At 72.8% G+C, this 12,037-nt stretch carries 13 protein-coding genes; 4 read left to right on the top strand and 9 right to left on the bottom strand.

What is annotated here, in order from left to right; all coding sequences use genetic code 11:
• The coding region (locus tag AC3RX1_RS16185; RefSeq protein WP_491502300.1) for an HNH endonuclease signature motif containing protein at nt 1–285 on the top strand (285 nt) is incomplete at its 5' end.
• Nucleotides 286–320: 35 nt separating this feature from the next.
• On the opposite strand, the gene AC3RX1_RS16180 is transcribed toward AC3RX1_RS16185, so the two are convergent.
• The 5 genes from AC3RX1_RS16180 to AC3RX1_RS16160 form a co-directional block, all read right to left on the bottom strand.
• On the bottom strand, nt 321–1,019 hold the full coding sequence (locus tag AC3RX1_RS16180) for an O-methyltransferase (RefSeq protein ID WP_491502299.1): 699 nt from the start codon (nt 1,017–1,019) through the stop codon (nt 321–323).
• Complete coding sequence (locus AC3RX1_RS16175; RefSeq protein WP_491502298.1) at nt 1,019–1,456, bottom strand: YdeI/OmpD-associated family protein; 438 nt, start codon at nt 1,454–1,456, stop codon at nt 1,019–1,021. Before AC3RX1_RS16175 ends, AC3RX1_RS16180 begins: the two co-directional genes overlap by 1 nt.
• 70 nt (nt 1,457–1,526) lie before the next feature.
• The gene (locus AC3RX1_RS16170) at nt 1,527–2,492 is read right to left on the bottom strand and encodes a CPBP family intramembrane glutamic endopeptidase (protein ID WP_491502297.1); all 966 of its coding nucleotides are present in this window, start codon (nt 2,490–2,492) and stop codon (nt 1,527–1,529) included.
• A 107-nt stretch (nt 2,493–2,599) separates the two neighbouring features.
• The gene (locus tag AC3RX1_RS16165; protein WP_491502296.1) at nt 2,600–3,655 is read right to left on the bottom strand and encodes a DUF1648 domain-containing protein; all 1,056 of its coding nucleotides are present in this window, start codon (nt 3,653–3,655) and stop codon (nt 2,600–2,602) included.
• On the bottom strand, nt 3,652–4,035 hold the full coding sequence (locus tag AC3RX1_RS16160) for a GntR family transcriptional regulator (protein WP_491502295.1): 384 nt from the start codon (nt 4,033–4,035) through the stop codon (nt 3,652–3,654). The genes AC3RX1_RS16165 and AC3RX1_RS16160 overlap by 4 nt, the downstream gene beginning before the upstream one ends.
• Before the next feature lie 118 nt (nt 4,036–4,153).
• Between AC3RX1_RS16160 and AC3RX1_RS16155 the strand changes: the two genes are divergently transcribed.
• Nucleotides 4,154–4,654, top strand: a complete 501-nt coding sequence (locus AC3RX1_RS16155) for a DUF4442 domain-containing protein (protein WP_491502294.1) — start codon at nt 4,154–4,156, stop codon at nt 4,652–4,654.
• Here the strand turns inward: AC3RX1_RS16155 and AC3RX1_RS16150 are convergent.
• Complete coding sequence (locus tag AC3RX1_RS16150) at nt 4,618–5,400, bottom strand: AraC family transcriptional regulator (RefSeq protein ID WP_491502293.1); 783 nt, start codon at nt 5,398–5,400, stop codon at nt 4,618–4,620. The genes AC3RX1_RS16155 and AC3RX1_RS16150 overlap by 37 nt on opposite strands.
• 71 nt (nt 5,401–5,471) lie before the next feature.
• Between AC3RX1_RS16150 and AC3RX1_RS16145 the strand changes: the two genes are divergently transcribed.
• On the top strand, nt 5,472–5,978 hold the full coding sequence (locus AC3RX1_RS16145) for a VOC family protein (RefSeq protein ID WP_491502292.1): 507 nt from the start codon (nt 5,472–5,474) through the stop codon (nt 5,976–5,978).
• A gap of 49 nt (nt 5,979–6,027) precedes the next feature.
• On the opposite strand, the gene AC3RX1_RS16140 is transcribed toward AC3RX1_RS16145, so the two are convergent.
• The 3 genes from AC3RX1_RS16140 to AC3RX1_RS16130 are packed head-to-tail and all read right to left on the bottom strand — an operon-like array spanning nt 6,028 to nt 9,117.
• Nucleotides 6,028–7,290, bottom strand: a complete 1,263-nt coding sequence (locus AC3RX1_RS16140) for a histidine--tRNA ligase (protein ID WP_491502302.1) — start codon at nt 7,288–7,290, stop codon at nt 6,028–6,030.
• Nucleotides 7,291–7,321: 31 nt separating this feature from the next.
• Nucleotides 7,322–7,978 carry a nucleoside triphosphate pyrophosphohydrolase gene (locus AC3RX1_RS16135; RefSeq protein ID WP_491502291.1) on the bottom strand — a complete coding sequence of 219 codons (657 nt, stop codon included), beginning with the start codon at nt 7,976–7,978 and terminating at the stop codon, nt 7,322–7,324.
• Entirely contained in the window at nt 7,975–9,117 is a 1,143-nt protein-coding gene (locus AC3RX1_RS16130) for a Na+/H+ antiporter NhaA (RefSeq protein ID WP_491502290.1), read from the bottom strand. The genes AC3RX1_RS16135 and AC3RX1_RS16130 overlap by 4 nt, the downstream gene beginning before the upstream one ends.
• Before the next feature lie 135 nt (nt 9,118–9,252).
• Here AC3RX1_RS16130 and AC3RX1_RS16125 point away from each other — a divergent pair, with 135 nt between their 5' ends.
• Complete coding sequence (locus AC3RX1_RS16125; protein ID WP_491502289.1) at nt 9,253–11,928, top strand: phosphoenolpyruvate carboxylase; 2,676 nt, start codon at nt 9,253–9,255, stop codon at nt 11,926–11,928.
• Nucleotides 11,929–12,037 lie beyond the last annotated feature (109 nt).

Below are 12,037 nucleotides of genomic sequence, written 5' to 3'. Positions count from 1 at the left end.
ACCACCTACCGGGTCCCCAACGCCCTGCGCCGCTGGCTGGGCGCCCGCGACCCGGTGTGCACCTTCCCCGGCTGCGGGCGCCTCGTCCGGGACTGCGAGATCGACCACCGCATCGAATGGCACCAAGGCGGCACCACCGACGCCGACAACACCGCACCCCTCTGCAAACCCCACCACCGTGTGAAGACCCAAACACGGTGGAACATCACCACCACAGCTGACGGCGCCGCCAGGTTCCGTTCACCCACCGGCATCACCACCGACACCGACCCACCACCCTGGTAACCCGTGGCGGAACCCCGGCCCAGGCGGGTCCGTCGTCACGGCTCGATCAGGTCGTCACCGGCGTCGGCCACGTCGGTGAGCACGGCGATCGCGACGCCGTCCCAGCCCTTGCGATCGAGGGTCTGCAGCGCCGTGGCGTCGAAGCGCGGGTCGCTGCCCAGCATGGCGAGACCCTCGCGTGTGCCCACGACGTTCGACGCCGTCTCGGCGTCGTCGGCGACCCGGCCGCCGCGCCCGACGTTGTCCACCACGACGACGGTGCCCGGATGGCCCAGGCGCGCCGCCCAGTCGAGGTACAGCGGGTTCGACTCCTTGTCGGCGTCGATGAAGACGAGATCGAAGGCCCCCAGAAGAGTGAACAGGACATCCGCGGCCCGCCCTACGTGGATCTGCACCCGGCCACCGACTCCGGCGCGATCGAGGTTCGCCCGCGCGACGTCGGCATGCCGCTGCTCGACCTCGATCGTCACCACCTCGCCGTCGGCGGGAATGCCGCGCGCCAGCCACATCGTCGAGTAGCCGCCGAGGGTTCCGATCTCGAGCACCCGCCGGGCGCCCGAGATCCGTGCCAGCAGGTACAGCAGCTTTCCCGCCAGCGGTGTGACCTCGATCGACGGGAGGCCAGCGGCCTCCTGGTCGCGCACCGCCGCCTCGAGAGCCTCGTCGTGCCCGACGAGCGTTCCGCTGAGATACGCGTCGAGCCGACGCCATCCATCCGGAGTCGGATCCGTCATCACGCCAGCTCTGCGAGCACGGCCGCGATCCGGCGCTGGCGGGTGGCATCCTGCTTGGCGTCCGCGACGCCGCGCGCAAGCTCCTTCCGGCGCGTGTACGTGAGCGCATCGAAGGAGTCGCGCGCACCGGCGGTCGCCTTCAGCGCGGCTGCGAGGTCGTCGGGGACCTCCACGACACGGTCTGCCGTGTCGAGCTCGACCTCCGCCTCGACGATGTCGCCGATCTCGACTCCCAGATCGCTGCGCGCCGCCTTCGACAGCCCGATGAGGTTCCGTCCGCCCATCACAGCCAGGCGCAGCCGCGCCGTGCGGTCTCCGATCGTCACGCGCACCGCGGCGCGCTTGCCGCCGCCGAGCTGCGCCACCTGGTCGTCGGTCAGTTCGATCGCCGTCGCAGGTCCCTGCGGTTCCAGCACGGCGCGGATCGTGAGGCCCATGCTCCGATCATGCTCGTCATCCCAGACGATGTCACGCGCCCAAGCCACCACCCCGGGCAGAACCGGGCGGTCACGCCCTCGACGACGCCTCCCGTGCGGGCAGAGGCGCCGGCTGCCGGCGGAACTGCCCCGTCAGGGCGAGGACGACCACGACGACCGCGATCACCGCCCACGCCACCATCCCGAGCGGTCCCACCACGGCCATGTCGACCGGCGCATCCGCCGCGCGCAGCACCATCACGAGACCCGCTGTCGCGTTGAGAGCGCCGTGCGCCAGCACCGCCGGCCACACGGATGCGCTGCGCAGACGCAGCCAGCCCAGCAGCAGGCCCCAGGCGACGCATCCACCCACCATGAACAGCACACCCGTGACGTCGGGCCGATCGAAGTTGTACCCGAGCAGGATGATCGGCGCGTGCCACAGACCCCACACCACTCCGGTGAGAAGCAGCGCCGGCCAGGTGCCGAGCGGTCGCAGCGCCGACAGCAGCCAACCGCGCCAGCCGAGCTCCTCGCCGGCGGCGAGCACGCCGTTGAACACCGCCGCGATCGGGATCATCCCCAGCTGCACGGCGACGAGCAGCCCCACGGGAGGCAGCGCCACACCGGCCGGCGTGGCGGCCCGCAGCTGCTCGGCGAACCCCGAGAACCCGGTCAGGTCAAGCTGCACGAGTCCGAGGGCACCGGCGACGAACACGGTGACGCCCACGATCACGATCGGCCCGAACAGTCCGACCAGCAGCATGCCGACGAACCGCCCCGCAGGCCGCAGCGGCCACATTCCGAGGAACCGCAGACGCGACGTCGGCGGCGTCCGCATCCCGAACACCACGATCAGCATCGCAACCGTCGGGGTCAGCATCATCACGGTCAGCGCGACGCCCGCGTAGGGCGACGCGAGGCCCTCGCCCGACAGCCACAGCGGCAGCGCGACGAGCCACGCGAGCCCTCCGGCGAGGAGCAGGAAGGCGATCACGGCACGCCACGGCACTGTGGTGATGGGCGCTGTGTTGACGGGCACTGCGTTGATGGGCACAGGGCTCCCGGGCACTGCGCTCCCGGGCACTGTGCTCCCGGGAACTGTGCTCCCCGACTCCGTGCTGCCGGGCGCCGCGTTCCCGGCCGCGCCGGACGATGATTCGCTCATCGGTTCTTCCGCCTCTCTTCGGTGGTCGGGGTGGCCGCGTCGCCTCCGCGGGTGCGGAATGTGCTCAGCAGCGCGGCACCCGTGGCCGCGTCGTCGACCGTGACGACGAACGGCCGGCGCCCGCGCCGCGACACCTCGATCCCGTCGCCCGTGCGCAGCACGACGCCGAAGCGGCCGTCGACCGCGAGCCGCAGGCCCCAGCCGCCGAACTCGGCGAACGGATTCACCTGCACGGCCCGCACCGACTCCACCTCGCCGATCGGCACACGGACCAGCGGCCATCCGGCGGCGGAGCGCACCGTCAGCCCGTCGGCGTCGACCCGCACCCGGAACGTCAGCATCGTCATCGAGAGCGCGAGCAGCGCGACGGCCAGCACCGCGCAGATCCAGCCGGCCGCTTCGCCGAGCGCGAGGAGCAGCGCGGCGAGCCCCGCCATGACGAAGATCAACCCGGCGATCACGAAGCGGCCGACCGTCGCGGTCGTGGCCGTGGCGGTCCACACCGCACGCTCCCCCGGTGCGAGCGCCAGCGGCGCCGCATCCGTCGCCGCCTCCGTGCGACCCGCGACCGCCGGCTGCAGGAACCATCCGGCGACGCCGAGCACGACCATCACGCCGAAACCCGCGAACACCCACCCCGTGACGTCGGGAGCGTCGGCAGCGTCGGCGAGGCCCCGCTGCGCTCCCACGCTCGTCACCGTGGTCGTGGCCATCATCCCCGGGAAGCCGAGGTTCGCCGCGCCGAGGAACCGTGCGGTCGGCGACCACTCCGGGCCGCCCGGCGCCGACGGCGGGAGGCGGTGGGAGACGAACGCAAGACCGGAGAACAGCGCGATCACCACGGCCGGAACGCCGAGGCCGAGCACGAGGTACGTCCATCGTGGGCCGAAGCCGTCAGGCCCGCCGCCGCCCGACCAGTGCGTGGCGGCAGGCTCCGGGATCTGCGGCAGCCAGACCGCCACGACGATCGTCGCGAGCAGCGTGATCGCCGCCGGGGCCAGCACCCCCACCCACAGGAAGGCACGGCGGGCACGGCGCACATCGGGTCTCATTCGGCTCTCTCCTCGATCGTCGTCCGCATGTCCGCCGCCGCGTTCGTCACGAGCGCTGCCAGCGTCGCCGGTGAGACGCCGAGCGCCGCGCCGTGGACGACGAGCGCGCGGACCTCCTCCACGAGCTCGGCGAGCGGCCCCGCCGCCTCCGTCACGACGACACCGCGCCCGCGGCGCATGTCCACGAGTCCCTCGTCGCGCAGCTCCTGATACGCGCGCAGCACCGTGTGCACGTTGACGCGCAGCGACGCCGCGACCTCCCGTGCGGCCGGGAGCCGTGATCCGCTCGTGAGCCGCCCGGCGGCGATATCGGCGCGCACCGACGCCGCGACCTGCCCGAACAGGGGCACCTCGCTCGCGGGGTCGATGCGGATCAGCATGGCGCCACTCTATCACTTGTTCTAGTGTCGCTAGAACAATCGCACAAACCGTGCCCTGGTTTGTCGAGCGTCCACAGCCGCCGTCGCGCTCCCCGGCGGCATCCGGCACACTGCCACCATGCGCGTCACTCCCCGCCGTCTCGCCGTCGGCATGAGCCTGTGGCTCCCGAATCTCTTCAGCGGCATCCGCGTGAAGCGGTTCGCCGACGACTGGACGAGCGCGACGGTCGAGCTCCACGTCAACCTCCTCACGCGCAACTACGTCAAGACGGCGTTCGGCGGCTCGATGTCGGCCATGACCGACCCCTACTTCTTCATGCTCGTGATGCATCAGCTCGGCCGCGACTACGTCGTGTGGGACACCCGCGGCGAGATCGAGTTCCGCAAACCGGGGCGCGGCGTGCTCACGGCGCACTTCGAGGTCACGCCGTCCCAGGCGGCCGAGCTGCGGGAGCGCGCACGCGGCGGAGCCAAGGTGCTCGAGTGGTTCGAGACCGACATCACGGATGCGTCGGGCGACGTGGTCGCGCACGTGCGGCGGGAAGTCTACGTGCGCGAGAAGAAGCGGGTCACCGCCGCCGCTCAGTCCGCGCCGGGATCGGATGCCGCCCGCCGGTAGTCGGTGGGCGTGAACCCGAGCACCGTGCGGAAGTCGTTCGCGAGGTGCGCCTGGTCGGCGTAGCCGAGCTGCGCCGCGACATCGGCGAGCGGCACTTCCGGATGCTCGCGCACGCGCTGCGCGGCCTCCTGCAGACGGCGGCGCCGGATGATCGCCGCCGGCGGCAGGCCGACGGTGCGGTGGGCGAGCCGCTGCAGCGTCCGGGACGACATCGCGAGGCGCGCGGCAGCATCCTCGACCCGCAGCACCGCGGGGTACGTCATGAGCACCTCCGCCATCGCGTTCGCCTGCCGCGCTTCGTGCGTGCGGGACCTGACCCTGCCGTCGATCCACTCCCCCAGGATCGTCGCGGCTCGTTCCTCGTCCGCCGGCATGGCGTCGACGACGGCGTCAGCCAACTCCGGAGCGTCGAGCTCCTCCGCGTCGTCGACCAGTCGCGCCGGATGCGCACACAGGGCGGCGAAGGCGGCAGGCCGCAGCAGCGCGCCCACGGCCCAGCCGCGCCCCGCGAGCACGCGCTCGGTCATCCGCGTCGTCGCGCCCACGAGGGTCACCGCGCCGCCTTCGACGACGAGGTTCGCCGCCGGGTACGAGAGCACCTGCTGCCGGGATTCCCGCCCGCGCGGGAGGTCCCATCGGGGAATCCAGTACCAGGCGACGAGGTCGGCGACGGCGGGAGCGGGCGGCAGCCGGCGGAGCACCGGCAGGCGCCGCGGGTGGAGGGTCCCGCGCGTGGGATCGATCACCGGCTCAGGGTAGAGCGGATGTGTCGCGAATGTCCAAGCCGCCCGCCCGGCCCCCGGCCTACCGTCGGAGCATGACCACGACAGAGAACACGACCGGCGTCACCGGCGAGCACACCACTGACGGCCGGCCGAACAGCGCCACGAGCCTCACCCCGTTCCTGGCCATCCCGAACGCGAAGGGCGCCCTCGACTTCTACCGCGACGTCTTCGGCGCTCGTCCCATCGACGTCACCGAGTTCGACGGCGTCGTCGTGCACGCGACCCTCGATTTCGGCCTCGGCTGCCTGCAGATCGGCGACCCGGTCCCCGACTACGGGCTCGTCGCTCCGCCGGCCGGCGACGACGACTGCTACTCCATGGGCCTGTACCTGCCCGACGTCGACGCGGCGACCGAGCGCGCCGTCGCGGCGGGCGCCACCGTCCGCGAGGCGCCGTCGACCTTCGTCTCCGGCGACCGGTTCGCCAGCATCCGCGATCCGTTCGGCGTGCGCTGGTCGCTCATGACCCGTGTCGAGGACCTCAGCGAGGACGAGTCCGCGGCGCGTGTGGCGGAGTGGGCGGCGGCGCAGCAGGGGTGAACCGGACGGTGCCCCGCGGAGACTCGGCGCTGCCCGGGCCGGCCGCCGATCAGCCGAGCGGCTTGAGCTCGAGGTCGGTCTGCCCGGCGGAGACCGTCGCGAACGCGGTGTAGCCGTCCGCGGCGGCGCGCTCCAGCAGCCCCTTGAGGTTCTTCGTGCGGGTCTCCAGCCGCACGCGCGCCCCGTCGGCGACGAGCCGCGCCTTGTGACCGACGAGTTCGACCACGGGCACATCCCGGTCGTGCACGACGACGACGGCACGGGCCGCGGCATCCTCGTCCTGGCCCACGAGATCCACGATCCGCTCGAATCCGATCGAGAATCCCACCGCGGGAACGTCCTGGCCGAGGAACCGGCCGATCATGCCGTCGTAGCGTCCGCCGCCGCCGAGCGAGTACGAGACGCTGGGGTGTGCGAGCTCGAAGATCGTGCCCGTGTAATAGCCCATCCCCCGCACGAGGAACGGATCGAACACGAGCGGCACGCCGCCCGTCTCGTCGCGAGCAGGAAGCGCCGCCGCGACGGCGTCGCCGATGCCGACGAGGTGGGCGACCACGTCGGCGGGTGCACCCTCGGGCAGCGCCGCGCGGATCTGCTCCTCGCCGTAGGGGGCGGAGTCCGAGGTCTCGGGGCGGCGCAGGAACGCCTCGAACGCGTCCACGGCACCGGGGGTCGCGCCCCGCTCGCGGAGCTCGCCCGCCACGCCCTCGACCCCGACCTTGTCGAGCTTGTCGATCGTGATGAGCACTCCCGGGCGCTCGTCGGCGGTGAAGCCGAACGCGTCGAGCATCCACTCCAGCAGCCGCCGGTCATTCATCCGGATGCTGCCGCCGTCGAGCCCGAGCGCGTCGAGGGTGTCGAGGGTCGCCGCCGCAAGCTCGGCCTCGGCGCGGGCCGAGGCATCCCCGATGATGTCGATGTCGCACTGCACGAACTGGCGGTAGCGGCCCTTCTGCGGCCGCTCGGCGCGCCAGACCGGTGCGATCTGGATGCTGCGGAACACCGCGGGAAGCTCGGCCCGGTGGCTCGCGTAGAACCGCGCCAGCGGCACCGTGAGGTCGTAGCGCAGCCCGAGGTCGGTGAGCGCGGACTGGTCGTCGGCCGCGCTGCGGATCGCGTCGGCGTCGAGCCCGCGGCGCAGGATGTTGTACGCGAGCTTCTCGTTGTCGCCGCCGATGCCGGCGTGCAGCCGGGAGTACTCCTCCATCACCGGCGTCTCGATCTCATCGAAGCCATGCGCCCGGTAGCGCTCGCGGATCACGGCGAGCACGCGCTCACGTCGGGTCTTGTCGGCGGGGAGGAAATCGCGCATGCCGCGCGGCGGATTGACGGATGCCACGCCTCTATCCTTGCAGGTCGTCTCCGGCCGCTTCGGCGGAACGGACGTCGGACTGAAGTCGCCGCAGACGCTCGCGCAGCGCGCGCTCGGCGTCCCAGCCGCGGTCGCGCGCGAGCGCGACGAGACCCAGCAGCGCCTCCCCCAGGTCGGCCTCGGTGTCGACGTCGGAGGGGGCCTCCGGCCGCTCGGTCCCGGCGACGCCGGCGGCCCGTCCGAGGAGCTTCTGCGCGAGCGCGAGCGACGGCATCCGTTCACTCACACCCTCGAGCACGCTCGTGCGCGTCCGCTTCTCGACGGCCTTCGCCGCGTTCCACAGCACGAGGACCTCCTCCGGGGTCGTGGCGGTCTCGTCGCCGAACACATGCGGATGCCGGCGCACCATCTTGTCGACGAGTCCGGCCGCGACATCATCGATGTCGAACGGCTCCTCGGCGTCGCGGGAGGCGATCTCGGCGTGGAAGAGCACCTGCCAGAGCAGGTCGCCGAGCTCCTCCCGCAGGTCGGCGCGCGAGCCGTCCTCGACGGCGTCGACGAGCTCGGCGCTCTCCTCGACGAGGTACGGCACGAGGTCGCGGTGGGTGATCTGCTGCGTCCACACGCACCGATCGCGCACGGCGCGCATGATCTCGGCCGCCTCCCGCAGTGGATCACTCGTGCTCATGCCGCCCGCTTCCTGTGATGCCGTGCACGCCACGATACGACGATCGCCGCGAGCACGAGCGAGGCCACGGAGCCGCACAGCACGCCGAGGACCGCTTCGTCGCGCAGTGCGGCGTCGCCGGCGAAGGCGAGGTTCGCGAGCAGCAGCGACACCGTGAAGCCGATTCCGCCGAGAGCCCCCGCGGCGATGAGGTCCGGGAATCGCAGCCGAGCCGCCCGCGGCACCCGCAGAGCGTGCTGGCCGAGCCATCCCGCCCCCGCGATGCCTACGAGCTTCCCGATCGGCAGCGCCACGAGCACGCCCCAGAACACCGGCGACAGTCCGGCTCCCACGTGCGGGATGGCCACGAGCGCGGCCGACAGCGCGAACAGCGGCAGGATGAAGCCGTTGACCCACGGCTCGAGGACATGCCGGGCGCGCAGGCCGGGCTGCTGCGCCACCGCGAGACCGAGCAGCACACCGGCGATCGTCGCGTGCACGCCCGACGCGAGCATCGCGGCCCACGCAGCGACCCCGACGACGACCATCGCCCCCGCCACGAGGTGGGTCCCCCGGCTGCGGCTGAGCACACCGAAGACCACCACGAGCGCGACCGCGAGCACGATCATCCCGATGCTCACGTCGTGCGCGAACAGCACGGCGATGAACACGATTCCGACGATGTCGTCGAGGATCGCGAGGGCGAGCAGGAACACCCGGAGACCGGCCGGCAGTCCGCGGCCGAACACCGCGAGGACACCGAGGGCGAACGCGATGTCGGTCGCGGTCGGCACCGGCCATCCCGCACCGAGGCCCACCGGAGCCGCGATCGCCAGGTACACCGCGATCGGCAGCAGCACGCCGCCCGCGGCCGCGACCGCGGGCAGCGCCGCGCGCCGGGCCGACCGCAGCTCGCCCGCCGTCAGCTCCAGCTGCAGCTCCACCGCGACGGTGAAGAAGAACACCGCAAGCAGCCCGTCGGCGACCCAGTCGCCCACGCTCAGGAAGAACGGCGTGCCGGACACGCCGACATGCCAGTCCTGCACCGCGAGGGCGGCGCCGGCCGCCGGGGAGTTCGCGAGCAGGATGCCGCAGGCCGCCGCCACGAGCAGCAGGACGGCGGGGAACCGGGCAGAGCGCAGGATGGATCGCTTCGTCATGGCACCTCCGTGAGTCGCACCACCGCGGCTCCGGTGGCGGCCGACCAGACTTCCCGGCTCACCGCCGCCCATGCTACCGAGTCGCCGGCGGTAACGCGGTCGGGCACCCGTGCCGGCCGGGGCTAGCGTAAAAGGATGCGCGAGCCCACGCCCACCGAAGCGATCACCCTCGTCGGACGAGACGAGTCGGAGGACGACATCCCGGAGCGGATGCGCGCCGATGTGCGCCTGCTCGGCGAACTGCTCGGCCAGGTGCTGCGCGAGAGCGGTTCCCCGGGCCTGTTCGACGACGTGGAGGCCCTGCGGGTCGCGACGATCCATGCCAAGGCCACCGGGAGCGCCGACGCGTTCGAGAAGGCGGCGGCGATCGCCGACTCGTTCAGCGTGCAGCGCGCCGACGAGGTGGCGCGCGCCTTCACCTGCTACTTCCACCTCGCGAACCTCGCCGAGGAGCATCAGCGGGTCCGGGTGCTGCGCGAGCGTGACGGGCGCCCCGACCGGGAGGACGCCGGCGACTCCGTCGCCGCGGCGTTCGTGCGTCTCGCCGCCGAGATCGGGGACGAGGCGGCCCGCACGCGGCTGGCGGGGCTGCGCTTCCATCCCGTCTTCACCGCCCACCCGACCGAGGCGCGCCGCCGCGCCGTCTCGACGAGCATCCGCCGGCTCGCGGCGCTGCTCGACACGCACGACGCGTCGATCCCCGACGGCGCCGATCAGCGCCGTGCCCGCCGCCGACTGCTCGAAGAGGTCGACACGCTGTGGCGCACGGCGCCGCTGCGCCCCGAGAAGCCCTCGCCGGTCGACGAGGTCACGACGGTGACGAGCGTGTTCGACCAGACGCTGTTCACCGCCGTGCCGCACGTCTACCGACGCGCCGACGACGCGCTGCAGGGCGCGGACGCCGGCCGCTCGGCGCCGGTCGTCACGCCGTTCGTGCGCCTGGGCACGTGGGTCGGCGGCGATCGCGACGGGAACCCGTTCGTGACCGCTGCCGTCACCCGCCGAGCTGCGGCGGTGGCCGCCGACCACGCGCTGGCGGCGCTGCGGGCCGCCGCCGAGCGGATCGGGCGCACGCTCACGCTGGACGGGGCAGGAACTCCGCCGAGCGACGAGCTCACGGCGCTGTGGCAGCGCTACCGCGACGCCGACGACCATGCCGCCGACGAGATCGCCCAGCGCTCCCCCGACGAGCCGCACCGTCGGGTGATGCTCATGATCGCGCGCCGCATCGCGGCGACGGCCGCCCGCGACGCCGACCTGGGATACGCCGGCCCCGAGCGCCTCCTCGACGACCTGCGCGTCGTGCAGTCGTCGCTCGCCGCCGCCGGGGCCTCCCGCGCCGCGTACGGCCATCTGCAGCAGCTCATCTGGCAGGTCTCCAGCTTCGGCTTCCATCTCGCCGAGCTCGAGGTCCGCCAGCACTCGGCGGTGCACGAGAAGGTCCTCGCCGAGCTCGAGGCGGGGGGCGAGCGCAGCGCGCAGACCGAGGAGGTGCTCGCCGTCTTCCGTGCGATCGCGCACATCCAGCAGCGCCACGGCATCCGTGCCGCCGGCCGCTACATCGTGTCGTTCACACGCTCGGCCGACGACCTCGACGCCGTGCATCGTCTCGCCGCGTATGCGGCGCAGGACGGGTCTGGCGCCCCGGTGCTCGACGTCATCCCCCTGTTCGAGACCTTCGCCGACCTGCAGGCCGCTCCCGCGGTCCTCGCCGAGGTCGTGACGCGACCCTCGTTCCGCGCACGCCTCGAGCAGACCGGCAACCGGCTCGAGGTCATGCTCGGCTACTCCGACTCCTCGAAGGACGTCGGTCCGGTCGCCGCGACGCTCGCGCTGTACGAGGCGCAGGAGCGCATCGCCGCCTGGGCCCGCGATGCGGGCGTCGAGCTCACCCTGTTCCACGGCCGCGGCGGCGCGCTCGGCCGCGGCGGCGGCCCCGCCAACAGCGCGATCCTCGCCCAGCCGCCGCACTCGGTCGAGGGCCGGTTCAAGCTCACCGAGCAGGGCGAGGTGATCTTCGCCCGGTACGGCGAGCCGGCGATCGCGATGCGGCACATCGACCAGGTCGCCGCCGCCACCCTGCTCGCCTCGGCGCCCTCCGTCGAGAAGCGCAACAGCGACGCCGCGGCGCGGTTCGCCGACGTCGCGGCGGTGATGGATGCGTCGTCCCGCGCACGCTTCTTCGAGCTCGTGCGCGCCGACGGATTCGCCCCGTGGTTCGCCACCGTGACCCCGATGGAGGAGATCGGCCGCCTCGCGCTCGGCTCGCGTCCCGCCCGCCGCGGACTCTCGGTGGAGTCGCTCGAGGACCTTCGCGCCATCCCGTGGGTGTTCTCCTGGGCCCAGGCGCGCATCAACCTCGCCGGCTGGTACGGCCTCGGCACCGCACTGCGCGCCGTGGGCGACATCCCCCGCCTGCGGCAGGCGTACGCCGACTGGCCGCTGCTGCGGACCATGATCGACAACGTGGCGATGAGCATGGCGAAGACCGACGAGCGCATCGCGCGGCGGTATCTGGCCCTCGGCGACCGCGACGACCTCGCCGCGCTGGTCCTCGACGAGCTCGCCCTCACCCGCGAATGGATCGCGAAGATCAAGGGCGTCGACGACCTGCTGGCCGACAAGCCGATCCTGCAGCGTGCGGTGACGCTGCGCAGCCCCTATGTGGACGCCCTCTCGCTGCTGCAGCTGCGCGCGCTCCGCGCACTGCGTGCGCAGCCGGAGGACGCGCCCGAGCCCGACCCGGATCAGGAGCGCCTGCTGCTGCTGGCCGTCAGCGGCGTGGCCGCGGGCCTGCAGAACACCGGCTGAGAGCCGCTCCTCACGGGCCGCGGTACAGTGAGATCCGCCGCATCCGGCCCGACTTCCCTGCGCGACACGACCGCGCCGCCCCGAACCGTCTGTCAGAGAGTCCCCTTCC

The sequence above is a fragment of the Microbacterium altimontanum genome, assembly GCF_058349865.2.
The sequence above is the reverse complement of the archived record's forward strand: the minus strand, read 5'-3'. Positions and strand labels throughout refer to the sequence as shown.